Here is a 25,875-nt window from a genome sequence, read left to right as displayed (position 1 = left end):
GCTAGACCATAAATATAATAGAAATTTCGAAGAAAATTAGAACTGAGTATCTAATTTGATATAGTCCAAAAATTCTCTTTTCGTTTGAGCGTCTTTGAATTTTCCACCGAATTCAGATGTTACTGTGCTGCTTTCAATGTCTTTAATTCCTCTTGAATTTACGCAAAGGTGTTTTGCATCAATAACGCAGGCAACATCTTCTGTTCCAAGTGCTTTTTGTAATTCCTGAACAATTTGCATTGTTAAACGTTCCTGAACCTGAGGTCTTTTTGCATAATATTCAACAATACGGTTCATTTTAGAAAGTCCAATAACTCTTCCGCTTGAAATATAAGCAACGTGAGCGCGTCCAATAATTGGTAATAAATGGTGCTCACAAGTAGAATAAACGGTAATGTTTTTCTCTACTAACATTTCACCGTATTTGTAATTATTGTCAAAAGTAGAAGCTTTTGGTTGTTTTGAAGGATTTAAACCACCAAAAATTTCTTTTACAAACATTTTAGCAACTCGGTTTGGAGTTCCTTTGATGCTGTCGTCTGTCAAATCCATTCCAAGTGTCTGTAGAATGTTTTCAACATCTTTTTTTATTTTTTCTATTTTTTCTTCATCAGTTATATCAAAAGCGTCAGCTCTTAAAGGGTTTTTTGCATTACTGCTGAAGTGACTGTCACCAATTTCGTCTAAAAAATCTTCGTTATTTATCATTAAAAACTACTATTATAATGGGTATATCTTTTTAAGGCGGTAAAGATAATTAATAAAAAGCAAACCTTTTCTATCGTTTTTACTATTTAATCGATCCTTTTTGGATATAGTTTAAATTAACACCATTCGATTCGAATTTTGTTTGTAACTATTTACTACTTGAAAAAAAAGGAATAAGTCTGTATAAAATCAATTGAAAAATCGGCAAATGCTAATTTGTGGGTGTTAGCACTTTCTCCGGAAGGGAATTTTTTTGCAGACTGATATTTTGTTATTTCACTTTCAGGTTTTGTAAATCCGTAATTATATGCTGTTGCATAAAATCTAATTTTTTCCTCAGTACTTTTGAAATTAATATTTTGATATTTATATTCGGCAACAAACCAGAAAACTTTTAGATACCGCAATTGCCATTGCAAATTTGCTAAACGATTTATTCTTTCTTTTCGGGCTTCTTTTTCATCTTTGTTTTGAATAAGAACCCATTGATAAGTTTTTAAATCTTCAGTATTAGCGACATAATTTTCTAAATTTTCTAGAAATGAGGGTTTCATCTGAAAATAACCTGTTGAAAAATCAGAAGCTTCTTTTCCTTTATTTACATATAAAATTCTGTTTGAAGAGGTTTCCAGGTAATCAGAATAAGAGTCATATCGTAGGATTTCCGGAAAGGCAATCGAAAGAATTTGTGCTTTTTGGGTGTTAAGAAGTTCTAAGTCTATGAATTTCTTTTTCTTTTTTAATAATGAAAAAGCGCGGTTAATTTCTTGCCGATAATATTCGATGTCTTGGTTCTTAAAATCATTCTTTACCACTTTGCTATTTTTATTTATAGCAGATGCCGATATCAGAAACAGAAACGATATTACAATTAACTTTTTCATGTTAAATGCTTTTAAAGCTACAGCTAAATTACTAAGAACTAGATGATAAGAGGTTTGTTTTTAAAGTTATTTTCAGAAAAGAGAAAACAAAAAAAATCTGTTTCAACATTGAAGTTAAAACAGATTTTAGAATAATGTATTTAATTTTTACCTTTTGTTATAAACTAAAAGCGCTTCTTTTAATATGTTAACTGCTGTAATTAGATCTTTTTTATTTAAAACGTAAGCAATTCGAACTTGATTTAGTCCCATTCCCGGAGTTGAATAAAAACCTTTTGCAGGCGCAATCATTACAGTTTCGCCATTTAAATCATAACTTTCTAAAAGCCATTGCGCAAAATCATCAGAATCTTCTATTGGCAATTGTGCAATACAATAAAAAGCGCCTTTTGGTTTTGTGACTATAACGCCTTCAATTTTGTTTAATTCGGAAATTAAAGTATCACGGCGCTCTTTGTATTCTGCAATAACTTCATCAAAATAACTTTGAGGTGTATCTATAGCAGCTTCGCAAGCAATCTGCTCAATTGTAGGCGGACTTAAACGCGCCTGAGCAAATTTCATTACAGTTGCTAAAACATCTTTATTTTTTGTTACCAAACAGCCAATTCTTGCTCCACACATACTGTAGCGTTTAGAAACAGAATCAACCATGATAACATTTTGCTCGACATCTTCTAAATTCATTACAGAAAAATGAACGTCATTTCCGTCATACAAAAACTCACGATAGACTTCATCTGCAATTAAATATAAGTCGTGCTTTTTTATTAAGCTCGCTAATTGTTTAATTTCTGTTTCAGAATATAAATAACCTGTTGGATTGCCAGGATTACAAATTAAAATGGCTTTTGTTCTGTTCGTAATTAATTTTTCAACTTCTTCAATGCTTGGCAAAGCAAATGCAGTTTCTATAGTTGAAACAAGTGGTACCACGGTAGCACTTGTTGATGATGCAAACGCATGGTAATTAGCATAAAAAGGCTCAGGAATTATAATTTCATCTCCTGGATCAGTAATTGTGGCCAGCGCAAATAGTAAGGCTTCAGAACCACCAGTTGTTACAATGATGTCTTCTGTGTTAACGTTTACATTTTGGCGCTGGTAAAAATGAGCTAATTTTTTTCTATAGCTTTCATATCCGGCAGACGGACTATATTCTATAATACTCAAATCAATATTTTTTACCGCCTCGATGGCCACTTCCGGTGTTTTGATATCCGGTTGACCAATGTTTAAGTGATACACTTTGTGTCCTTTTTTCTTTGCTAAATCTGCAAAAGGAGCCAGCTTGCGTATCGGTGATTCAGGCATGTTTCTGCCTTTGTGAGAAATTGTTGGCATGAGTATAAATTATTGAAGTGCAAATTTGCATTTTTTTTTCGAATTTAACGTAAACATTATGAGGTGTTATGGAAATGTAACAATTATCAATATTTTTATTAATTTTATATTAAAATATTATCAATGAAAAAATATTTCATGTTGTTTTTTGGGCTTTTAACATCTTTAACTATGCAAGCTCAAGATGATTTTTTGATCCAGGGTCATAGCAATAAGGTCACAATTCCGTTTAAATTGATTAATAATCTCATCTTTATTCCAATAAAAGTAAATGGAGTAGAGCTGAATTTCTTGTTGGATTCTGGTGTGGAAGAAACCATTATGTTTAGCATGGAAGAACAAAAAGAAATCAGCTTTAATAATGTCGTAAAAATCAAGCTTAGAGGATTAGGAAGCGAAGAAGAAATAGAAGGGCTGAAGTCGACTAATAATGTGTTGGAAACACATAGTCTGAAATCTAGCACACACTTAGTCTATATTATTTTAGATCAAAATTTTAACCTATCATCGCACATTGGGATTCCAGTTAATGGCATCATTGGATATAAATTTTTTAAAAATAATTTAGTTGAAATTAATTACTCAAAGAAAAAAATTTATGTTTATCCAAATAAGGAATCTATTAAAGATAGACTAGAGAAGAAATTCAAATCAGTTCCAATTTCAATTGAAAGATCTAAGCCTTATATTACTACAACTGCAGTAGTTGACAGTGTTAAGATTTCGGCTAAATTATTGATTGATATTGGCAATAGTGATGCTTTTTGGATTTTTGAGAACAATAAAATCAAATTGCCTAAGAAAAACTTCCCAGACTTTTTAGGAAAAGGATTTAGCGGTGATATCGAAGGGCATCGTGCAAAAATTGCTAAATTTTCAGTTGATGAATTTGATTTTAAAAATCCAATAGTTGCATTTCCGGATTCAACTTCGATTCGGAATGTAAAAATGGTACCAGGCAGAATTGGTTCGATAGGAGGTGAGGTTTTAAAACGTTTTACTCTTGTTTTGGATTATGCTGATGAAAAGCTTTATCTGAAAAAAAACAGTAAATTTTCGGAACCATTTACTTATAATAAGAGCGGAATAACAGTTCAGCACAATGGTTTGCAATGGGTACAGGAAACACTTCATTTAGAAACAGTACAGGTTGCGAATGCTCTGTCAGACGTAAGTTATGATGCTAAAAAAGATGATAATTTCAAATATAAATTTTCATTAAAACCCGTTTATGAAATTGTTAATATTAGAAAAAAATCTGCAGCCGAAAAATGCGGTTTAAAAAAAGGAGATATCATTGTCAGCATAAATAATGCAGTACCTTATAAATATTCTTTGCAACAGATAAACAGCCTCTTAAAGTCGGAAGACGATGTATGGATTAATTTAGAAGTTGAACGCGACAGTTTGATTTTAAAATTCAGATTTAGACTTGAGGATGAACTTTAGGAAAAGACATTTTAGAAAGTTTTTTGGGTCATAATCAATAGAATGACTATTTTTGAAAAGTAAGTACACTTTTGTGATAAAATAATTGTTAAATTGTTTACAAAGTGCTTCTAAATTATAATGTTTAGCCAAATATAATTTTATGGTCAAAAAATACATTAGTTTTCTCCGAATCATTCTTTTTTTATTTTTTTTATCTGTAGTCCCAAATAAAATTTATGCTCAATGTGCAGGTGAAGACGGTACATTAACAGTTTGTGATATTCCAGCGGCAAGTAGTAAGGCAATTGATTTATATGCTCAACTTACAGGATCTCCCCTTTCCGGCGGAGTTTGGACAGATATCAATGGATCTGGAGGATTGGATCCTGATACCGGAATTTTGGACGCACAGCAAATTCGTCGTAGTGGTATTTTTAGATACCTTTATACAGTAGACGGAATTGGACTTTGTCCAGATAATACTGCTGTTGTTACCGTAACAATTGGCGGATATGCCGGTGTCCCTTCAAATACAGTAATTTGTAGTTCATCTAAAACATATAATCTTTTTCAGTCTTTTAATGGTCTTTTTTTGGGCCCCCAGTCTAATGGACAATGGCATGATAACACTACAAAAAAGGATATTCCATCTATTATCGATGTTATTGAGCTGGAAGGAAATTATTCTTTTACTTATACAATGCCAGCAAGAGGGAGTTGTGCTGCAGTTTCATCAACAGTTATTATTTCGGTTTTTAGGAAACCTGAGTCTGGTGATGGATCAAATTTACGATTATGTGCCACTGATGGTTTATCAGGTTATACAAATGTTGACTTAAATGGCTTGCTTAAAGATCAAGACCCTGATGGGACGTGGACCGATGAAAGTGCTACAGGAGAATTAACATTTGGAGGTGATCATTTTGTTGATGCTCAAAAATTATATACGAAATTTGGGGCGGGTAAATATGATTATAAATATACTGTTTTATCAACAAAAAACCCTATTTGTACTAATAGCGAAACAACTGTGTCGATCATTATTGAAAATAAATTGGATTTTTCAGGAGCAAAATTTACTGTGAATTCTGATATTTGTGAAACTGAAATTTCAACAGCAGTCTATACTGGTGTAATTGATCGAGGAACTGCTGTAATACCAGATGGGAATTATAGAGCTTCCTTTGTTGTTTCAGGTTCAAACAATGCGTCAGAATCATTTTCTGCAAGTTTTGTTAATGGTATTATGACCTTTCCAATAAAATCAGAGTATTTTCCTAAAGTAGGAAATTATACAATTACAATTACTGATATATATTTAGAAAGTAGTTCAAGGGCATGTAATAATATTATAAATAGTTTAAAAGATCTTTTAAGTGTTTACCCAATTCCTGATTTAATAGGAGCCAGAATTGAACCCGTGCAAGCATGTCAAAACACAGCTTCTTTAATTACTATCTCTGAAGCAACAAGAGTTGCGGATGGTATATATGATATCTCATATAATATTGCAGGTGTAAATAATATATCAGGCCAGACAGCAAGAGTGACTTTTGCCGGCGGGATTGCTTCATTCACATTGCCCGCAATTTTAAACTCTCAAAGTGGAAATTCAGTAATTACAATTACGAATATTAAACATATTGGTACCTCATGTTCGAATACAGCTAATTTAAGAGGAAACACTATTGTAAATCCTTTACCGAATGTTACAAATTTAAAAATACAAGCAACTACAGTTTGTTTTGGTTCAGCTGTAACAGCTTCAGTTACTGGACTAGGAACTTTAACAGATGTTACGTTATCTTATACACTTTCTGGAGCAAATACTGCCACAGTCCAGACAATTGCTCTGTCTCCTATAAGTGGTAATGCTAGTTTTGTAATTCCAGAAACTTTGCTCGCTAATACAGGCTCGACCACAATCAAAATTGAAAATGTAAAAAACAATATTACAGGTTGTGATAGTCCGGTAAGTACTGTGTCTGCAGCTTTTTCAATTAATCCTATTCCGGTTGCTCCAGTTTCAACAGATCAGTCTTTTTGCAAGTCTGAAGGAGCAATTATTGGCAATTTAGCACCTAGCGGACCACAATTTAAATGGTATAATTCAGCGACATTGACTACGCCGCTCGCAAACACCTATCTTCTTAAAGATGAAACCTATTATGTTACCGAAACTACGTTATCTTGTACGTCTTCAGCAACAATGATTAAGGTTACAATAAAAGACACGCCTGCACCGGAATTAAATACTGACGGACAGAATTTCTGCGGTTTAGATGCCCCAACACTTGCAAGCTTATCAAATAATACAAATGTACCGTCATCAGTAGTTTGGTATGATGCGCCGAAAGGAGGAACCCTTTTGCCTCCAACAACAGCTTTAGTTGATAAAGGAAAATATTATGGATTTGACTTTTCGTCAAGCGAAAATTGTCTTTCATATGAGAGTCTAGAAGTTATTGTTTCATTAACAGATTGCGACACTGTACCGCCAGATTTCTTTATTCCAGATGGATTCTCTCCAAATGGGGATGGAGTAAATGACACTTTTGTAATTCCTAATATAGATTTTTTATTTCCGGACTATTATCTGCAAATTTTCAACAGATACGGGAATAGAATGTATGAAGGATTTAAAGACAAAGCAAGTTGGGACGGAACCAATTGGGAGACAGGCGGATTTACTCATGGAATAGCGCCAAACGGAGTTTATTTTTATACACTCCAGTTTAATAAAGGCAATAAGCCTCCAATACAAGGACGCCTTTATTTAAACCGATAATTCCTTTTGCAATATTTAATATGATTCAAATGAAAAAAATATTACTCTACATAACTTTTCTCTTTTGCTTAACGACTGTTTCGGCACAACAGGATCCAGAATACACACACTATATGTACAATATGAGTGTTTTAAATCCGGCTTATGCAACTGGAACTCCTTTAATGATGAATTTTGGGGGGCTATACAGAACACAGTGGGTTGGGGCAGTAGGAGCGCCAAAAACCTTTACATTTTTTGGACATACAGCTTTATCAGAAAAAGTTGAAGTAGGTCTTTCATTTATTTCTGATGATATTGGCGATGGCGCAAAAAAGGAAAATAATATTTATGCTGATTTTGCTTATGTATTGAATTTAGGAGGAAAAAATAAACTTTCGCTGGGTCTGAAAGCCGGAGTATCATCAATGCAAACTAATTTTAACGGATTTAAATTTAGCGATCCTGCAACTGATTTTGCTTTTTCGGAAAATATAAATGCCACAAAACCTAATATTGGTGTTGGGGCTTATTATTTTAGAGATAATCTGTATGTCGGATTTTCTGCTCCAAATTTGATAAAATCTAAATATATCGAAGAAAAATCGGGAGTTAATGCTTTTGGAGCTGAAGAAATCCATATGTTTTTTACCGGAGGGTACGTTTTTCAAATTAATGATAACTTGAAATTAAAACCCGCTTTTATGTCGCGATTTGTAAAAGGTGCTCCAGTTTCTGTTGATTTGACGGCAAATGTTTTGTATAACGAAAAGTTTGAATTTGGTGCAGCATATAGAATCGATGATTCGGTAAGTGCTTTGTTTAATTTCAATGTAACGCCATCTCTTAGAGTGGGTTATGCGTACGATTATACACTTTCAAATTTAGGTCAGTTTAATTCAGGGACGCATGAAATAATGCTTCTTTTTGATTTGGATTTATTAGGAAAAGGATATGATAAATCACCTAGATTCTTTTAAAATGAAAAATATGAAAAAACTACTCGTTATTATATTCGTATTTTCAATACAATTTATAAGTGCCCAAGACAAAGATTTGGCAAGAGCCAAACGATTCTTCGATAAGACATATTACAGCGAAGCCATTATTCTATATGAAAAATTAGCCGAAGAAAAACCTTCGCAAGAAGTAATAAAAAACTTGGCCGATTCGTATTACTTCACAAATGATTTAGTAAAAGCGCAACGCTATTACCGAGTTTTATTTCAAAATTATAATAAGGATTTGAATCGCGAATATTATTTTAGATATGCTCAAACCTTAAAAGCGACAAACAGTTATGATGACGCAAATAGCGCTTTAAAACAGTATTATGCATCTTCAAATAATGGAAAAGATTCAATTTATTTTAAAAATGAGCTGAAAGAGCTTGAAAATGTTTCAGCCATTGGAAATCGATTTGAGATAAAAAATCTGGGAGTTAATACGCCAAATTCTGAATTCGGGGCAATTCCATACAATGGAAAATTAGTATTTGCAGCGGTTAAATTAAAACCTGGGTTATTTGATAAAAAATTCAAATGGGACAATGAAACATATTTGAACCTAGTTTCTGTTCCGTTGAGTGAAATAAATGCAGCAGAGCCAAACATTGACTATTTTTCTCAGGAATTAAAAACCGGAATGCACGAATCAAATGCCGTTTTTACAAAAGATGGCAAAACAGTTTATTTTACGCGCAATAATTCGAAGAATAAAACCAGAAAAACAAACGATCAAAAAGTTTCGAACCTTCAAATTTTCAAAGCCGAATTAGTTGACGGAAAATGGAAAAATGTCACTTCGCTACCATTCAATAGTCCAAATTATTCAGTCGAGCATCCAGCGCTCAGCGTTGATGAAAAAGTATTGTATTTTGCTTCAGACATGCCAGGATCTATTGGTTCTTTTGACATTTATTCGGTTAATATCAATAAAGGCGCTTTTGATACTCCAAAGAATTTAGGTCCAAATGTCAATACAGATAAAAGAGAGCAATTCCCTTTTGTTTCGGCAGACAATAAGCTTTATTTTTCTTCTGATGGACATTTGGGGTACGGATCATTGGATGTTTTTGTTTCAGAAATCAATGGAAATGAATATTCAGAACCTGTAAATATTGGGTTACCTTTAAACTCTAATTTAGATGATTTTTCGTTTACAATTAACTCAGAAACAAAAGAAGGATATTTCGCATCGAACAGAGACGGCGGAAAAGGAAGTGATGATATTTATCAATTTAAAGAAACCAAAGATTTAATTGTTGAAGATTGCAAACAGTTTATCGCAGGAACAATCACAGATGTTGATGACGGTTTGCCTCTGGAAAATGCAACAGTAATGTTGCAAGATGCTTCTAAAAAGACTTTAAATACAATTTCGGTCGCGGCCGATGGAAAATTCAGTTTTACGGTTGCCTGCGAAAGTTCTTATACAATTGTTGCTTTCAAAGAAAAATATACGAACGAATCTAAAACGCTTGAAATTGATAAAACAAGAAACATCACAAACGATGGTTCATTGGCACTAAAATCTTTAGAGGCAATTAAACTAGAAGAACAACAAATTGCCGAAAAAAGAAGAAAGCAAGAAATTCAGATAGAACAAGAGAAAAAAGAAAAAGAAGCTTTAGCTATTATCGCTTTAAATGAAGCTGCAAAAAAAGCCAAAGCAGATGAGATAAAAGCGGTAGAAATCAAGAAAAAAGAGAAAGAAACTGAGATTTTAAAGCAAGAAAAAGATGTTGTAAAAGATGATAAAGATCGATTGATCATTAAAACCGATCCAATTTATTTTGATTACAACATGTGGTACATTCGTAAAGAATCAAAAGTCGTTTTAGGGCGAGTGGTTGCTTTAATGAACAAGTATCCAGGAATGATTATCGAAATTGGTTCACATACAGATTCACGCGGAAATGCGAAATTCAATGAAGAATTGTCTCAAAAAAGAGCAAATTCAACCAGAGAATTTATAATTCAGTCGGGAATTAGCGCAAGCAGAGTTTCGGCAAAAGGCTATGGAGAATCTGTTCCAATTATAAAATGCAAAACCGACGATGCTTGTTCAGAAGAAGATCACGAGCTGAACCGAAGATCTGAATTTGTAATCAAGAAGTTGTAAATATAAGTTAGGACCGTTTCAATATGCTGGGCAAGAGCACTGCAGTGCTTCTCATGCATTGTAGATATTTGTCATAAAATAAATAAACAAGAAGCCTTTTTTTTGGCTTCTTTTTTTTTATTTTTATATGAAATTAAAAAATTCAGTTATGAAAAAAATAGTGTTGTCTTGTATGCTTTTGTCTTTTGTTGGACTTCAAAGCTGTAAAAATGAGGAAAAACAAAAAGCTGAAGCGGCAGCTAAAGCTGAAGGTGAAAAAGTAGTGAGTACGGAATGTTATAAAGCAATTTATGAAAACGATACTTTAGACCTCAAATTGAATACACTTAAAAACGGAAAAATTGGTGGTGAGATGATAATGAAAGTCGAATCTTCGCCACTAAAAAAAGGTGAAATTGCTGGAGAATTTCATGGTGACACTTTGTTTGTTGATTACACTTTTGTTGATGGAACAAATAACAATGCAAAGTTCAAAAACCCAATGGCATTTTTGAAACGCGATAAAAAGCTTATTTTAGGAAATGGAACGATGCAGACGACAATGGGAGTTACTTATTTGGTGAAAGATAAACCTATTGATTTTGAGCGCGTAAAATATAAATTCGAAAGTGCTGAATGTGCAACGAAGTAAAATGTAAAAAGTTAGATGTAAGATTCTAATTTGCATAATTAAAAAGCCGTTTCTTGAATTAGAAACGGCTTTTGTTATTTTTAGGTTTAAAAATTTTTATAAAACTTCACCTTTGATTTTTAAGGCAACTCTTCCGTCAGGATAATTGACAGCGTTGGTTTCAACAGTAATTGTTTTACGAATCGGGCCAGAAGCCATATTATATTTTACATCAATTTTACCTTTTTTTCCAGGCTGTATCGCCGCAGTAGGTTTAGTTACCACAATAGAACTCACAGTTGATTCTGCACCAATGATCATTAACGGAGCATCGCCAGTATTTGTGAATTCAAAGGAGCGAACTCCATTATCACTTTTCGAAATTTTTCCATAATCAATAGTATTGTCCTGGGCTGCAAATTCAATTTTTGGGCCGTTTTGCGAATAACCGATTGCACTAAACAATACGATTGCAATAAAAGAGGCAACATTTTTCATTTGAAATTATTTTAAATTGTAAGTAAATATACATTCTTTTAATTAACACACAAATTAATAATTCGCTTTTTATAGTGTCTTTAATTATTTACTTTTGCTGTCAATTATAATTACAAAAATTGAACCAAAGTTTTGTTTAACTGTTTAATCGTTTATTTGTTTAATCGTAATGATTAATTTGTAAGCGATGTTTTTAAAACAAAAAACAAATAAATAAGTTCATTTTGCATTCCAATGATCAAAGCCGAATAAACGGTTAAACAAATAAACGATTAAACATATATAAATGACAATTCCAGCACAATTTGACGCTAAGACGATTGAGAGTAAATGGTATGATTACTGGATGAAAAACAATTATTTTCATTCAGAACCAGATCATAGAACACCGTACACCATTGTAATCCCGCCGCCAAACGTCACTGGAGTCCTTCACATGGGACATATGTTGAATAATACGATTCAGGATGTTTTAATTCGTAGAGCTCGTCTTAAGGGATTCAACGCTTGTTGGGTTCCGGGAACGGATCACGCATCGATTGCTACTGAAGCAAAAGTTGTGGCGAAATTAAAAGCAGAAGGAATCAATAAAAACGATTTGACTCGCGAAGAATTCCTAAAACATGCTTGGGAATGGACAGATAAATATGGCGGAACAATCTTGGAACAACTTAAGAAATTAGGTGCTTCATGCGATTGGGAACGTACCAAATTTACTATGGATCCTGATATGTCAGCATCTGTAATAAAATCGTTTGTAGATTTATACAACAAAGGATTAATTTACAGAGGATACCGAATGGTAAACTGGGATCCGGAAGCAAAAACAACTTTATCTGACGAAGAAGTTATTTACGAAGAACAACAAGGAAAATTATTTTTCTTAAAATATAAAATTGAAGGTTCAGAAGATTTCTTAACTATTGCTACAACGCGTCCTGAAACTATTTTTGGTGATACTGCAATCTGTATCAATCCAAATGATGAGCGTTTTACTCATTTAAAAGGTAAAAAAGCTATCGTTCCAATTTGCGGAAGAGTTATTCCGATTATTGAAGATGAATATGTAGATGTTGAATTCGGAACAGGATGCTTGAAAGTAACGCCTGCGCACGATATGAACGATAAAACGTTAGGAGAAAAGCACAATCTTGAAATCGTTGATATTTTTAATGAAGATGCTACATTAAATAGCTTCGGATTGCAGTATCAAGGAAAAGACCGTTTCGTAGTTCGTAAAGAAATTGAAAAAGAACTGGAAGAAATTGGAGCTTTGGCGAAGACCGAAATCCATTTAAATAAAGTTGGTACTTCTGAAAGAACAAAAGCCGTAATCGAACCAAGATTATCGGATCAGTGGTTTTTGAAAATGGAAGATTTAGTAAAACCGGCAATTAAGTCGGTTTTAGAAACAGGAGACATTAAATTACATCCAAAACGTTTTGAAAACACTTATGCGCATTGGTTGAACAACATTCGTGATTGGAATATTTCTCGTCAATTATGGTGGGGACAACAAATTCCAGCTTATTATTTCGGAGACGGAAAAGAAGATTTCGTAGTTGCAGAAAATATCGAAGATGCATTAGTTTTAGCAAAAGAAAAAACATCTAATAACTCACTTACAACATCTGACTTAAAACAAGATGTTGATGCTTTAGATACGTGGTTTTCTTCTTGGCTTTGGCCAATGTCTGTTTTCGGAGGAATTATGGATCCGGAAAGTCCAGATTATAAATATTACTATCCAACAAACGACCTAGTAACTGGTCCGGATATTTTGTTTTTCTGGGTTGCGAGAATGATCATTGCAGGTTATGAATATGCGGGAGAAAAACCATTTACAAATGTATATTTAACAGGTTTAGTACGTGACAAACAACGTCGTAAAATGTCTAAATCATTAGGGAATTCTCCTGATCCTTTAGATTTAATCGATGCTTTTGGAGCTGATGGAGTTCGTGTTGGATTGCTTTTAAGTGCTTCTGCAGGAAACGATATTATGTTTGATGAAGAATTGTGTAATCAAGGAAAAGCGTTCTCAAACAAGATTTGGAATGCCTTTAAATTGATTAAAGGTTGGGAAGTTTCAGAAACTATTCCACAGCCAGAATCATCAAAAGTGGCAATCGAATGGTACGAAGCAAAATTACAGCAGACTTTAGTTGATATTGAAGATAACTTCGAAAAATACAGAATTTCAGATTCTCTTATGGCAATTTACAAATTGGTTTGGGATGATTTCTGTTCTTGGTTTTTGGAAATGATCAAACCTGCTTACCAACAGCCAATTGACAGCGTAACTTTCGCGAAAGCGATCGAAATGTTAGAAAGTAATTTGAAATTATTACATCCATTTATGCCTTTCTTGACAGAGGAAATTTGGCAATTAATTGCTGAAAGAACTCCGGAAGAAGCTTTAATCGTATCGACTTGGCCAGAATTAAAATCGTTTGATGCAAAATTAATTGTTGATTTTGAAAACTCAATTGAAGTAATTTCTGGAATCAGAACGATCAGAAAAGATAAAAATATTCCGTTTAAAGATGCAATCGAATTAAAAGGAATCAACAGTGAGAATGTTTCAACGTATTTTGATTCAATTATAACGAAATTAGGGAACGTTTCGGCTTTCGAATATGTTTCTGAAAAAGTAGACGGAGCATTGTCTTTCCGTGTAAAATCAAATGAATATTTCATTCCGATTACAGGAAATATAGATGTTGAAGCTGAAATCAAAAAGCTGACAGAAGAATTAAATTACACAAAAGGATTCCTGAAATCTGTTGAAGCAAAACTTTCAAACGAGAAATTCGTAAACGGAGCTCCGGAAAAAGTTTTAAATATAGAGAAACAAAAACAAGCCGATGCTTTGGCAAAAATTGCTACAATCGAGCAGAGTTTGGCTGGTTTGAAATAAGAATCAAACTTAGTTTATAAAATAAAACCCGACAGGCTTCGAAAACCTGTCGGGTTTGCTGTTTTTATACATGCAGTTTGTCATTCCGAGGAACGAGGAATCTCCGCGAGAAACTCCACAATCAGAATCAACAATCTTTGTCGAGCCACTTGCGGAGATTTCTCGTTCCTCGGAATGACAAGATTGTGTTGTTCTCTTCTGAAAAGAAAAAAATATGTTATTTCTTTCTTTTCAAAATCAAAAATAAAGGATAAGAAGCTATTGCAATACCAACAATAATAATAAAGCTTTTAGGATCACTGTAAATAAATCCCGCAAGTAATGCGATAGAAAATATTATTGCAATTATAGTTGTCCAGGGATACCAAAAAGAACGATAAGGTCTTGGTAAATCAGGTTCTGTGGTTCTTAATTTCAAAAGAGAATAATACGCCAGTCCCCAAACGATTATTGAGATAAAAGCGGCAAAAGAAAACAGTACTTCAAAAGAACCAATGCAGATTAAAAACAAACTAAAAAGCGACGAAACCAAAAGCGCTACAATTGGTGTTCCGCCTTTATTGACTTGAGTTCCTTTTTCAATAAAAAATCCGTCACGGCTTAATCCGTACAAAATTCTTGGTGGAATCATCATAAAAGCATTCAAAATGCTGATTAAAGAGAAAATCGAAATCACCGTTACGATTTTGGCACCACTTTCTCCGAAAAGAACCTTGGCAACATCGGCAGCAGCCAAATTAGATTTTGCTAAAGTTTCAATTGGCAAAACATGAAAAAAAGCGGCATTTACCAAAACATAAATAGCAACAACAAGCAAAACTCCGCTGTATAATGATTTCGGAATATTTTTGCCTGGATCGTCATTTTCTTCAGCAAAAAAACAAACGGCATTCCAGCCATTATAAGTTCCGATGATAAGTTGTAGCGATTTAAAAAATCCGAATAATAAACCAATTTGAAAGATTGAATTATCAGTTTCAATTTTAGGAACTTGAACTCCAGAATACATAAAACAAGCCACAACCAAGGCTACAAAACAAATCACTTTTAAAAAACTAGTAATTTGCTGAATTACACTTCCGTTTTTCACGCCACTCAAATGCAGCAACACAAAAGAGACCAATAAAGAAATCGAAATTACAGTCGAATAATTGCTCAATTCAGGAAATAAAATAATAATGTATTCGCTAATTACAATGCAGTAAAATGCTGGCGGAATGGCATTAACTATATAATCATACCAACCAGATAAAAAACCTGCATATTCTCCTAAAGCTCTTTTGATATAATTATAAGATCCGCCGGCTTTTGGAAGCATTGTAGCCAATTCTGAATAAGAGTTAGCTCCTAATAAAACATATAAGCCTCCAAAAATCCACGAGGCAAGAATCAGCCAGTAATTATTTAATAATCCGGCAATAGCTCCTGGTGTGCGCAAAATGCCGACTCCAATTGTTCCGCCAATTAATACTGCGATGTTAAAACTTAATCCGAGTGTTTTTTTTAATTGGTTTTGTTTGGAATCTGACATACAATTTGGTTTTGTTTTTAGTGGATAATTTAAAACAAAAGTAAAGATAATTAAAGCACTTTCTTTTGTAAAAATAAAAACCTCATTTATTGCTAAATGAGGTTTTTAGTGAAATTTAAACCAAAACTTTTGCTGTTTTTCAAAATGAAGAGTAGAAAAAGTTTTAACAAATTAAAATCTAATTCAAAAATTTAGAATTTGTATCGTAAACTTGTCATAACTTGACGAGGTGCAATCGGGTTTACACTATAATTTTCGTGAACTGTGTAATTAAGTTCGTTTGTAATATTTGATAATTTGCAAAGAATCGAGAATTTTTTCCAAGTATATCCTGCTGAAACATCGATTGTTGTATAACCTTTTAGAGGAACTTCTCTATCCCAGATTCCTCCTGGTTTAGTAGGATCATATTGGTTGTTCCATCCACCAATTCTGTCACCAATGTAGTTTGCAATTGCTCCAAGTGAAACATTTTTAAAGAAGCCATCTTGTAATGTGTAGAAGAAACTTAAATTCGCTGTGTTAACAGGAGTTCTTGCTACACGGTCGCCTTCAACAAAACTCCCTGTCAATCCAGATGTTTTAGTATAACGCATATCGTTGTAGCTGTAACCTGCAATAATGTTTAATCCTTCAACAGGATGTGCTGTTACGTCAATTTCAACTCCTTTACTTTTAGTTTCTCCACTCAAAACTTTGATACTAGTATCTAAATTTTCAGATCCATCGGCTTTGTATTGAGCCATTTGAGCCAAATTGCTGTTTGTGATTTGGTAAACAGTAACGTTTGTTGTCAATAAACCTTTAAACCAGTCTGTTTTTACACCAGCTTCATATTGATCAATAATAGAAGGTTTTATTGGTTGTAAATCAACAGTTGTTCCTGTATTTGGTGTAAAAGAATTTGAGTAACTACCAAATAATGAAATCTCTTTTGTTGGTTGATAAACTAATCCAGCTTTTGGAGAAAAAGCATTATCTAAACGTTTTGGTGTAACAGTTGGTACAGCATCTTCTGGTGCTACCGTTTGTTTATTATTTACGTAAGTTTCTTTGTAAGTTGAAACTTCAGCTTCCTGCCAAGACCAACGAACTCCTGCAAGTATTTTGAATTTTTCTGTAATTGAAATTAAATCCTGAAAATAAACTCCAAATCGATTTGTTTCTGTTTTTGCAATTTGAGTTGCTCGGTCTGTTGTAGGAACATCCATTCTTTGATTTGCCGGATTAAAGGTAAATAAGTTTATGGTGTCATAAAGTGTTGGCCCATAAACAGGCTGACCATTTTTTGTACCTGTTATTACATATTTCTCATTGAAAGTAAAAGTATATGCTGTTGCAAATGAGTTTTCCCAATCAGCACCGGTAAAAATCTGATGTTTTACAGATCCAGTATTAAAGTTTCCTTGTAAACTCAATTGATCTCCTAAAATTTGCTCTAAGTTTTTATTTTTAGTTAAACCTCTGTTCCAGTCACCTGGAGTTGCATAAGTTTCTAAACCTGATAATTGCGCTGTTGAGTAACTTCCTCTATCATAAGTTTGAAAAGAAGAGTTGAAGTTTAACTTCCAGTTTTTATTAAAATCGTGATTTAATAATACAGAAGCACTTGAAGATTTAGTATTTCCGTTTGACCAAAGCGCTCCGTAAAAAGCATTTCGAGGTAAGTCTAAAATATCTTTATTAATAATTCCTGTTCCAAAATCCGGAGTCCAGTCTGCAGTTAGATAATCTCCTTGTACAGTAATTTGAGTTTTTGGATTGATGATAAAAAGCAAAGATGGATTAATATACAAACGCTCATTTTTTACAACATCTCTGAAGCTTTCTGAATTTTCATAAGAACCATTAATTCTAAAAGCAATAGATTTAGAAAGAGGGCCATAAAAATCAAAAGCTGGTTTGTAATAAGCATAACTTCCTATTTGCATAGAAACTTCTCCACCACTTTTAAACTGAGGAGTTTTAGTAACCAAATTTAAAATACCTCCCGGAGCTACATTTCCAAATAATAAAGCAGCACCTCCTTTTAAGAACTCTACTTTATCTAAACCTGAAACATCTGGAATAGAACCAGAATTGTAACGGAATCCATTTTTAAACATATTGTTGGCAGACATATCATAACCTCTTGAGAAAAAAGATTCCTGAGCTCCACCACGCGCTGAACTTACATAAACACCATTTGCGTTTTTTAGGACTTCACTTAATCTAATAGCTTGTTGCTGTTCGATAACTTCAGCACCAATTACCTGAACTGTTTGTGGGTTATCCATTGGTTTTAATCCTGAACGAACTGCAGTAACCGGTTTTGGCTCTTTAGATTTAGTAACTACAACTTCATTAAGGATTTCTCCTTTTTTATTTTTTACAGTATCACTTACAGTTGTGGTATTTTCTGCACTTGTGAATTCTTGGCTATAAGCTCCAAAACTTATTAAAGATAAAGCAAGTAGTAAACTATGTTTCATGTGACTTATTTAGATTTAATAAAAATAATTTTTTGCAAATATAAGGTCGCAAATAGTGTTTAACAAAATTTATAGAGGTATTTTCTTTATTAAAGTTGTATTATTTTTATCTTAAGATTAGCTTAAGATTTTGCTTTCTGAAGTTTAATTTCTTATTTAGATTGAATTAAAAGAAGCAATAGTATAACAGAAAAAGCCTTGCTCACAAAGAACAAGGCTTTTTACTAAGACTAATTTAAAAATGAAGGGGTATTATTATTTTACTGTAATTTGGTAAGTGGCCATTTTCCAAATTTCATCGTATTTTTTGCCATTGTGTTCTCCAGCAGATTTATCGGTGTGGGCATATTCGACCATATAATTTCCTGACCAGATAGGAGTAAATGAAAATTCACCCTTATCGTTTGTCCACAATTCCTTTTCCCAGCCGTTTGGAGCAATTACTTTGATTTTTGTTTCTTTTGCTATTGCGCCATCATAAGAAGCTAAGCCTGTTATTTTGGTATCTTTTTTTGCAACATCTGCATTTTCTGAGAAAACAGCAATCTTGTTAGTGTTAGATGTAATGTTGTTTCCTGCAGCTTTGTTTCCAACAACAACTGTAGCGCTTGAATTGTAATCTAATTTCATTGTTCCGTAAACATCTTTAACTGTGTGATGCATTACGATAGTATAAACTCCATCTTCATCTGGTGTGAAAAATGCCTGATATTTATTGTCCAAAGCTTTTGAAGTAAGTTTTGTTTCTTTTTTTGATGGACTGATAACTACTAAAGAAAAGTCTTTTAAATCTGAAAACCATTTGTCTGCTTTTGTAATATCGTTATCTGAAAATTCTCCAAAATAAATTGAAATTTCCTGTGCTTTTCCTTTTACGCCAGTAGCTTTTGTTTCGATCCAAAGGGCGTGGGCAAATATTTGCGGACTAGCAACTAACATTAAAAATAAAAATGCAATTGTTTTTAAAGTTTTCGATTTCATAATAATTAAGGATTAAGATTAATAGTTTTTAGAAATTTCTTTTACAGTTTTAATACCGAAGAAATCATTGAATAGCTGACTTTGCTTGCCTGCCGAAATTAAATGCAAATATAAAGTTTAAAATCAGTTTAACAATTTTTATTTAGAATAAATATTAATAATGTTTTTTTAAGCTTTATTTTTTCAAATCCCAATTTCTAATTTGTTTTTAGAAATCGGTTAATTCGAGCTTTTACAGGCGTTTTTTGCTTTTATTATTTTTTCCCCACCAAGGTATCTAGCCTGTAATTAAGAAATGATAAATATAATGGTCGCAGTTCCTAACAATTGAGTCGCTATTTCGCTTTTTAAGAAAAGTGTCTGGTGAAGCATTAGAACAAAAACAAAAAACTCAGAAAAGGATAGAAGTTCGTTTTTAAAAGCCTTAATTTTGCAATCAGAAAATTGACTTCATGATTTTACCTTTCTTAAAAAAGTATCAAAATACGCCTAAAGGATATCGAATAGCTAACACGGTTTTTTTCTTTCTTTCCGGAATTGGATATTCTTCGTGGGTTTCCCGAATTCCGCATATACAAGCACAATTGCATTTATCTGAGGCTCAGTTTGGAGCAGTTTTATTTGCCTTCCCGATTGGATTGATGCTGACAATGCCATTTACAGGAAAATTATTGAACAAATACAGCAGCCGTTACATCATGCTTTTAGGTGCAATTATGTTTAATATAGTACTTGCATTGCCTGGTTTAGTGGCTTTTGTGTGGCAATTGGTTCTTGTGCTTTTGATTTTTGGGGCATCCCGAAATATTTTCAATTTGTCGATTAATGCACAATCGCTCGAGGTGCAAAAATTATATCCAAAATCGATTATAACACGTTTTCATGCCGTTTGGAGTATCGCCATTTTTACAGGTGCCGGATTGGGTTATGTAATGGTAACGCAGCATATTTCGCCTGCACATCATTTGCTGGGCGTAAGCGTTTTTATGATGGCACTTACGGCTTGTTTTTATCCAATGAGTATTCATAATGAACCGGTTCCGGTTAAAAAGAAATTCTTTTCAATGCCCGAAAAAAACTTAGTCAAATTTGCTTTGATTTGTTTTGTTTCTATGGCTTGTGAAAATACCATGTACGATTGGAGTGGAATTTATTTCGAAAATATATTAAAAGCGTCTCCAAAATTAACCAGCGCAGCGTTTGTGTTTTTTGCCACAGCCGTAACTTTAGGGCGTATTTTTGGTGATTATGGCGTAATGAAATTTGGAACTAAAAAAATCCTACTTTATAGCGGAATCTTAATTACAGTAGGTTTTGGAATTTGTTTTATTCTGCCTTATGTGTACCCAACAATTTTTGGTTATATGTTGATCGGATTTGGAGTTTCTTGTGTAGTTCCTTTGGTATTTAGCATTGCAGGAAGATCGTCAAATTTGAGTAGTGGTTCTGCTTTGACTTCGATTTCTACAATTGGTTATCTCGGATTTTTATTAGTTCCGCCAATGGTTGGTTTTATTTCTGAATATCTAAGTATGAAATGGGCGTTTCTAGTAATGGCGCTTTTAGGTATTTTGATGATTTTTATGGTGAATAAAATCGGGGAGAATGAGTGATTTTTTAAGGTTCTAAGATGCTGAGAATCTAAGGAGCTAAGTTTTTTCTGGATTTCGCTAAATATACTTTGGAGATTATCTTTGCGTAACTGGACTGAAGTTCAGCTCTACAAGATTTGTCGAACCTTTGGTTCGTTTATTTTTGATTTTCGATTTTGATATTTTTTAGCTTTTTTGATTTATACAAAGTATTTTTTTGAAAACATTTTATGTTTTTATTAATCACAATTTCGAATGATTTCGCTTTTGTATTTCCAATATAAATTATTGGCGATTTTTTATCGTTCTCATTTTCCTCATATCCGACTAAAAGAAATTGGTTTTCATTAATCCAAATTACATCATCAAAATATTTGGAGTATTCGTTATACGCGATTCGAATCCAGATTTTATTATTGATATCACAGAGATAAATTGCTTGACCAACATCGTTTATGGAATAATATTTTCCGTTTTTCTTCTCAAGATTGAGTTCATAACTGTAAATATCGATAAATTTATTTTTGCCTCCTGAATAAGAAATAATAGGATTATAAATACTTTGAAATTTCTTTAGACTTTTAAAATCTTCTTTAAATTGGTTCTCAAAATCTGCAGTACTTCCACTTTTATAAAATCGTTCCAATTAAAGTTTTGAAATGAAGCTGTCCATTCGGGAATGTTTTTGTTTATGATGTTTTTCAAATCTTTAACAGCTAAATTTTGAGCTTTAATGGGATTAATAGCAAGGAGAAAAAAGAGAATAATTAGATTTTTCATTTGATCACCTATAATAAAGAATTATTTCTTAGCAGTTTCAATCACTTTTGGTGCTGGACTTGAAATTTCGCCTGCTGTCTTAAAAACCGTTTTGATTGTTGTCAAATCAGTACTTAATTTATAGACTTCACCAGATTCATCAGCAAAATAGATTGAATTTTCGATCAGTATCGGACTTGATTTTATTTTTTCTTTTGCTAAAAATTTCTTGATTAATTTTCCTGTAGTTTTATCTAAAACGTAAAGGTTTTTATCATCGCTTCCGAAGAAAATTTTATTGCCAATTATAAGTGATTCGGTACGAATACTTGCAGCGGCTTTAAACTTCCATTTTGTAGTCATGTTGGTCTTGTCAAGACAATAGAAGAAACCTCCGTCGTTGCTAAAGAAAACCAAATTTCCATCTATTACAGAAGTCGACGAAATCCATTCATTTGTTGGGATTTTTGAAACTATTTTCTTTTCATCCAGATTGAATTTATAAAAATTCATATCATTACTTCCAAAAAAAAGATTGTTTTGGTCTATTGTTAATTTACTAAAAATAGCTGCAGAAGCACCCTGATAGGATTCAATCAGTGCACCTTCTAAACTCAATTTATATATTTTTCCTTTCGAATCAGCAATGAAAATCGCATTATCCTTATATGAAATTGGAGAACTAATTGGCGTATCAGCATAGAATTTTCCTAGTATTGATCCATCTTTAGGATCAAGGACAAACAAACTAGACGCAGATGCCACATAGAGATTATTATCTATAATAGTTGGCTTATTTGCGATTGCATTGTATGTCCCAAGATTTGTTTTCCAGATTTGTTTTCCGTCTGATCCAATACAATATACCATTGCATTGCTATCGCCAACAAAAATCCTATTTTCTTTGATTTCTGCGGAACTATATATTGGGTTTTCAGAATTAAAAATCCAATTTGTATTTTTTGTATCGATATTCAAGGAATATAAATTTTTATCTAAGCTCCCAAATATTAGATTTTTATTCTGAAAATTTATTTTAGCAATAATGCTTTGTGCTTGTGAACTGGTCAATGCGGCAAAAAAACTGATAAATAGTAGGATTTTAATTCTCATATTTTAGCTTAAGATAAAATGTTATTTCTTCGTCATCACAAACTTCTCAGAACTTGGTTTTCCATTTAAATTCCCGGAAATTTCAGCAGTCAAAGTATTGTTGGTGCCTTTTGTATATGTAATTTTTTGGGGATAATCGTGTTTTGGATTTTCGAAAACTAATTTTTGATCTGTTTCGGAAGTCGAAGGGAAGAAAACAGGTTTGTCTTCATTTTGGCCTTTTACAGTAGCTTTGTAAGTTAATGTTTCGCCTAATTGAGCCAAAATAATAGTTTCAAAATGCAGTGTGTCTTTTCCTTTTATAAAATAAGAAGAAGCACTGAAGGTACTGTCGTTAAGTTTTTGCCAGTTTTCAGATAGAACACCATCTGGAGAAGAATTCTCCCAGTTTCCAATTAGCCAATCTGCTTTTTTGATTTTGTCTTTTTCGACCGTTTCCTTTTTTTGACAAGAAACAAAAGCTATGATTAAGGCAATAAGAGTAATTTTTTGAAACATATTTATTTGATTTTGATAATACTAATGTATGAAAAAAAGTTTGTCACTAATTATACAAATTTTAACAAATTATTTTTTTTTGAAGTTGAGACGCATTTTGCCACAGATTTAAGGATAAAAATGATTTTGTCACTGACAAAAATCTGTGAGTTTCTTCTTAAATCTTTTTTAAATTGAATGAAAAAATATAAAAATTAGCGTAGTTAATAGTAAAAAACTTAAACGCTTTCTTGTAAAATAGAATAAACCAATTCTTTAGTTGGTTTTTGATCTTTTAATTTAGTTCGGACTTCATCAAAAGTAACTTTAAAATCACAGCCTGATTTATATTCACCACAGCCATAAGCCGTTTTTCCTTTAAGAATGGTTCCTTTTTTACATTTAGGGCAGGTCAAAGCATCAGAACTTTCTTTTGATTCGGCTTTTTTCTCGGTTTTTTTCGGCTCTAATTTCAGTTTGTAGTTTTCCTCAAATCGGATTAAACCTTCAACAGTTCCAGAATCGGTTTTAAAACCTTTTATGTTTGCGGTTGAACCTTTTTGTACCAATCTTAAATATTGGCTTTCGGTAATTTTTTTGTCATGAAAAACAAATGGCAACACAAAATCACAACCCGATTTATATTCACTGCATCCAAAAGCCGATTTTCCTTTAATCAGATTTCCTTTCTGGCATTTCGGACAAGTTTCTGCTGCTATTCCGGAAGATTTCTTTTTTTCTTTTTCTGCTTTTACAACAGGTTTTTGGATTGTTGCTGCATGAGAAATATTAGCGTGTTTGGTTTCGCTTCGGACTTCATAAACCAAAGCTTCAACCATACGTTTCATGTTTCTGATAAACGCTGCGGCGGTGAAAGTACCTTTTTCGATATCTTTCAATTGTTTTTCCCAAGTTCCGGTAAGTTCAGCCGATTTGACCAATTCATTCTGAATCGTATCAATCAATTGAATTCCGGTTAAAGTAGGTAAAACCTGTTTTTTATTTCGAACAATATATTGACGTTTGAAAAGAGTTTCAATAATATTCGCGCGCGTAGACGGACGCCCAATTCCGTTTTCTTTCATCAATTCACGTAAATCTTCGTCGTCAACTTGTTTTCCAGCGGTTTCCATCGCACGCAGTAAAGTTGCTTCCGTAAATTGATTTGGCGGTTTGGTTTCTTTTTGAAGAAATGAAGGTTCATGCGGGCCTTTTTCGCCTACAACAAAACTCGGCAATAAATCCGGTTCTTTTTCTTTTGCATTTGGATCTTCAAAAACCACGCGGAAACCTTTTTTCAGAATTTCTTTTCCTGTCGCCTTAAACATTACTTCGGCCGCTTTTCCTATTACTGTAGTGTTGGCAACCAAACAATCATCATAAAAAACGGCAATAAAACGTTTTGTGATTATATCATAAACTTGTTGCTGATTGTACGGTAGATTATTTTGAATTCCAGTTGGAATAATTGCATGGTGATCAGTTACTTTTTTATCGTTGAAAACCTTTGGCGATTTTTTGATTTTTTTCTCTAAAATGGGCTGGGTTAATTCGGCATAATTAGTTAATTTTTGCAGAATTCCCGGCACTTTCGGATAAATATCTCCAGGTAAAAAAGTCGTATCAACTCTGGGATACGTGATTACTTTTTGCTCATACAAAGTCTGTGCAATTTTCAGCGTTTCTTCTGCCGAAAATCCAAATTTTTGGTTGCAATATACTTGTAATCCCGTTAAATCAAAAAGTTTTGGCGCATATTCGTTTCCGTTTTTTTTATCAACCGAAACAATTTCGAAATCACTTTCTTTTACTTTTTCGGCCAGAATTTCTCCGTCTTCTTTGTTTAAAAAGCGACCTTCTTCATAACTAAAAAGCGTTTCTCTGTACAAAGTCTGCAATTCCCAATACGGTTGTGGTTTGAAGTTTTCGATTTCTCTAAAACGATCTACAACCATCGCCAGTGTTGGCGTCTGCACACGTCCGATAGACAAAACTTGTTTGTAACCGCCATGTTTTACGGTATACAACCGCGTTGCATTCATGCCTAAAAGCCAGTCACCAATGGCGCGGGAAAATCCGGCATAAAATAAATTATCGTAATTTGTTGAGGGTTTTAAGTTTTCAAAACCTTCTTTTATAGCTTCTGTTGTTAAGGACGAAATCCATAAGCGCTGTACTTCGCCTTTATAATGCGCTTCATTCATTACCCAGCGCTGAATCAATTCTCCTTCCTGTCCGGCATCCCCGCAGTTTATAACCACTTCGGCTTTATCGAAAAGACTTTTAATGATTTTAAATTGTTTTTGGATTCCCGAATTCTGAACGACTTTGGTCTCAAACTTCTCAGGAAGCATTGGCAGATTGTTCAAATCCCAGCTTTTCCAATGGGGTTTGTAATCGTTGGGTTCTTTCAAAGTACATAAATGTCCAAAAGTGTAGGTCACGGCATAACCATTGCCTTCGTAATAACCATCGTGCTTGGTATTGGCACCCAAAACGGATGCGATTTCACGTGCTACACTCGGTTTCTCAGCAATACAGACCTTCATTTTTTCATTTCTTGTTGGAGGGCGAAATTAGGGAATTTTTTAGAGAAAAGTTGCTAAGGTTCTAAGATACTAAGATTCTAAGGTTTTTTGTTTTGTTTATTTTTTGAATCTCACAGA

The 25,875-nt window shown here is 33.2% G+C and carries 18 protein-coding genes; 7 read left to right on the top strand and 11 right to left on the bottom strand.

Going from position 1 to position 25,875, the window contains the following annotated elements:
• Positions 1 to 36: 36 nt before the first annotated feature.
• The 3 genes from folE to FN795_RS05280 all read right to left on the bottom strand — a co-directional run bounded on the left by folE (position 37) and on the right by FN795_RS05280 (position 2,936).
• Positions 37 to 708, bottom strand: coding sequence for a GTP cyclohydrolase I FolE (gene folE / locus FN795_RS05290; RefSeq protein WP_142449692.1), 672 nt, complete (start codon positions 706 to 708; stop codon positions 37 to 39).
• Positions 709 to 863: 155 nt separating this feature from the next.
• Positions 864 to 1,592 (bottom strand): hypothetical protein, encoded by a 729-nt coding sequence (locus FN795_RS05285; RefSeq protein WP_142449691.1) that lies wholly within the window; start codon positions 1,590 to 1,592, stop codon positions 864 to 866.
• A gap of 147 nt (positions 1,593 to 1,739) precedes the next feature.
• On the bottom strand, positions 1,740 to 2,936 hold the full coding sequence (locus FN795_RS05280) for a pyridoxal phosphate-dependent aminotransferase (RefSeq protein ID WP_142449690.1): 1,197 nt from the start codon (positions 2,934 to 2,936) through the stop codon (positions 1,740 to 1,742).
• 123 nt (positions 2,937 to 3,059) lie between these two features.
• On the opposite strand from FN795_RS05280, the gene FN795_RS05275 reads away from it, so the two are divergent.
• The 5 genes from FN795_RS05275 to FN795_RS05255 all read left to right on the top strand — a co-directional run bounded on the left by FN795_RS05275 (position 3,060) and on the right by FN795_RS05255 (position 10,888).
• Positions 3,060 to 4,385, top strand: coding sequence for a PDZ domain-containing protein (locus tag FN795_RS05275; RefSeq protein ID WP_142449689.1), 1,326 nt, complete (start codon positions 3,060 to 3,062; stop codon positions 4,383 to 4,385).
• 142 nt (positions 4,386 to 4,527) lie between these two features.
• Entirely contained in the window at positions 4,528 to 7,155 is a 2,628-nt protein-coding gene (locus FN795_RS05270; RefSeq protein ID WP_142449688.1) for a gliding motility-associated C-terminal domain-containing protein, read from the top strand.
• 29 nt (positions 7,156 to 7,184) lie between these two features.
• Positions 7,185 to 8,114 carry a PorP/SprF family type IX secretion system membrane protein gene (locus FN795_RS05265; protein WP_142449687.1) on the top strand — a complete coding sequence of 310 codons (930 nt, stop codon included), beginning with the start codon at positions 7,185 to 7,187 and terminating at the stop codon, positions 8,112 to 8,114.
• 10 nt (positions 8,115 to 8,124) lie between these two features.
• Positions 8,125 to 10,257 (top strand): OmpA family protein, encoded by a 2,133-nt coding sequence (locus FN795_RS05260; protein WP_142449686.1) that lies wholly within the window; start codon positions 8,125 to 8,127, stop codon positions 10,255 to 10,257.
• Between the two features lie 148 nt (positions 10,258 to 10,405).
• Entirely contained in the window at positions 10,406 to 10,888 is a 483-nt protein-coding gene (locus tag FN795_RS05255; RefSeq protein WP_142449685.1) for a hypothetical protein, read from the top strand.
• Positions 10,889 to 10,984: 96 nt separating this feature from the next.
• Here the strand turns inward: FN795_RS05255 and FN795_RS05250 are convergent, their stop codons facing one another.
• Positions 10,985 to 11,365 carry a DUF1573 domain-containing protein gene (locus tag FN795_RS05250; RefSeq protein ID WP_142449684.1) on the bottom strand — a complete coding sequence of 127 codons (381 nt, stop codon included), beginning with the start codon at positions 11,363 to 11,365 and terminating at the stop codon, positions 10,985 to 10,987.
• Positions 11,366 to 11,651: 286 nt separating this feature from the next.
• Here FN795_RS05250 and FN795_RS05245 point away from each other — a divergent pair, with 286 nt between their 5' ends.
• Positions 11,652 to 14,285: a valine--tRNA ligase gene (locus tag FN795_RS05245; protein ID WP_142449683.1), complete on the top strand. Its 2,634-nt coding sequence runs from the start codon at positions 11,652 to 11,654 to the stop codon at positions 14,283 to 14,285.
• 217 nt (positions 14,286 to 14,502) lie between these two features.
• Here the strand turns inward: FN795_RS05245 and FN795_RS05240 are convergent, their stop codons facing one another.
• The 3 genes from FN795_RS05240 to FN795_RS05230 form a co-directional block, all read right to left on the bottom strand.
• Positions 14,503 to 15,816: an APC family permease gene (locus FN795_RS05240; RefSeq protein ID WP_142449682.1), complete on the bottom strand. Its 1,314-nt coding sequence runs from the start codon at positions 15,814 to 15,816 to the stop codon at positions 14,503 to 14,505.
• Between the two features lie 191 nt (positions 15,817 to 16,007).
• On the bottom strand, positions 16,008 to 18,287 hold the full coding sequence (locus FN795_RS05235; protein WP_142449681.1) for a TonB-dependent siderophore receptor: 2,280 nt from the start codon (positions 18,285 to 18,287) through the stop codon (positions 16,008 to 16,010).
• 255 nt (positions 18,288 to 18,542) lie between these two features.
• Positions 18,543 to 19,268 carry a DUF4198 domain-containing protein gene (locus tag FN795_RS05230; protein ID WP_142449680.1) on the bottom strand — a complete coding sequence of 242 codons (726 nt, stop codon included), beginning with the start codon at positions 19,266 to 19,268 and terminating at the stop codon, positions 18,543 to 18,545.
• 452 nt (positions 19,269 to 19,720) lie between these two features.
• Here FN795_RS05230 and FN795_RS05225 point away from each other — a divergent pair, with 452 nt between their 5' ends.
• Positions 19,721 to 20,881 (top strand): MFS transporter, encoded by a 1,161-nt coding sequence (locus tag FN795_RS05225; protein ID WP_132988599.1) that lies wholly within the window; start codon positions 19,721 to 19,723, stop codon positions 20,879 to 20,881.
• A gap of 136 nt (positions 20,882 to 21,017) precedes the next feature.
• Here FN795_RS05225 and FN795_RS05220 read toward each other — a convergent pair whose 3' ends face one another.
• The 4 genes from FN795_RS05220 to FN795_RS05205 form a co-directional block, all read right to left on the bottom strand.
• Positions 21,018 to 21,506: a hypothetical protein gene (locus FN795_RS05220; protein ID WP_142449679.1), complete on the bottom strand. Its 489-nt coding sequence runs from the start codon at positions 21,504 to 21,506 to the stop codon at positions 21,018 to 21,020.
• A gap of 155 nt (positions 21,507 to 21,661) precedes the next feature.
• Positions 21,662 to 22,597, bottom strand: coding sequence for a PQQ-binding-like beta-propeller repeat protein (locus tag FN795_RS05215; RefSeq protein ID WP_167498052.1), 936 nt, complete (start codon positions 22,595 to 22,597; stop codon positions 21,662 to 21,664).
• A 156-nt stretch (positions 22,598 to 22,753) separates the two neighbouring features.
• Positions 22,754 to 23,230: a DUF6265 family protein gene (locus tag FN795_RS05210; RefSeq protein WP_142449677.1), complete on the bottom strand. Its 477-nt coding sequence runs from the start codon at positions 23,228 to 23,230 to the stop codon at positions 22,754 to 22,756.
• 218 nt (positions 23,231 to 23,448) lie between these two features.
• A complete protein-coding gene (locus FN795_RS05205; protein ID WP_035649018.1) occupies positions 23,449 to 25,758 on the bottom strand; it encodes a type IA DNA topoisomerase in 2,310 nt (769 codons plus the stop codon).
• Positions 25,759 to 25,875: the final 117 nt, after the last annotated feature.

Origin of the sequence: Flavobacterium resistens, from assembly GCF_900182645.1 — a bacterium.
Lineage (GTDB): Bacteria > Bacteroidota > Bacteroidia > Flavobacteriales > Flavobacteriaceae > Flavobacterium > Flavobacterium resistens.
This window is presented reverse-complemented; position numbering and strand designations above follow the sequence as displayed.

Excerpts from the sequence above, each read along its gene's own strand:
- folE (WP_142449692.1), bottom strand. The coding sequence starts at position 708 with ATGATAAATAACGAAGATTTTTTAGACGAAATTGGTGACAGTCACTTC.
- FN795_RS05285 (WP_142449691.1), bottom strand. The coding sequence starts at position 1,592 with ATGAAAAAGTTAATTGTAATATCGTTTCTGTTTCTGATATCGGCATCT.
- FN795_RS05280 (WP_142449690.1), bottom strand. The coding sequence starts at position 2,936 with ATGCCAACAATTTCTCACAAAGGCAGAAACATGCCTGAATCACCGATA.
- FN795_RS05275 (WP_142449689.1), top strand. The coding sequence starts at position 3,060 with ATGAAAAAATATTTCATGTTGTTTTTTGGGCTTTTAACATCTTTAACT.
- FN795_RS05270 (WP_142449688.1), top strand. The coding sequence starts at position 4,528 with ATGGTCAAAAAATACATTAGTTTTCTCCGAATCATTCTTTTTTTATTT.
- FN795_RS05265 (WP_142449687.1), top strand. The coding sequence starts at position 7,185 with ATGAAAAAAATATTACTCTACATAACTTTTCTCTTTTGCTTAACGACT.
- FN795_RS05260 (WP_142449686.1), top strand. The coding sequence starts at position 8,125 with ATGAAAAAACTACTCGTTATTATATTCGTATTTTCAATACAATTTATA.
- FN795_RS05255 (WP_142449685.1), top strand. The coding sequence starts at position 10,406 with ATGAAAAAAATAGTGTTGTCTTGTATGCTTTTGTCTTTTGTTGGACTT.
- FN795_RS05250 (WP_142449684.1), bottom strand. The coding sequence starts at position 11,365 with ATGAAAAATGTTGCCTCTTTTATTGCAATCGTATTGTTTAGTGCAATC.
- FN795_RS05245 (WP_142449683.1), top strand. The coding sequence starts at position 11,652 with ATGACAATTCCAGCACAATTTGACGCTAAGACGATTGAGAGTAAATGG.
- FN795_RS05240 (WP_142449682.1), bottom strand. The coding sequence starts at position 15,816 with ATGTCAGATTCCAAACAAAACCAATTAAAAAAAACACTCGGATTAAGT.
- FN795_RS05235 (WP_142449681.1), bottom strand. The coding sequence starts at position 18,287 with ATGAAACATAGTTTACTACTTGCTTTATCTTTAATAAGTTTTGGAGCT.
- FN795_RS05230 (WP_142449680.1), bottom strand. The coding sequence starts at position 19,268 with ATGAAATCGAAAACTTTAAAAACAATTGCATTTTTATTTTTAATGTTA.
- FN795_RS05225 (WP_132988599.1), top strand. The coding sequence starts at position 19,721 with ATGATTTTACCTTTCTTAAAAAAGTATCAAAATACGCCTAAAGGATAT.
- FN795_RS05210 (WP_142449677.1), bottom strand. The coding sequence starts at position 23,230 with ATGTTTCAAAAAATTACTCTTATTGCCTTAATCATAGCTTTTGTTTCT.
- FN795_RS05205 (WP_035649018.1), bottom strand. The coding sequence starts at position 25,758 with ATGAAGGTCTGTATTGCTGAGAAACCGAGTGTAGCACGTGAAATCGCA.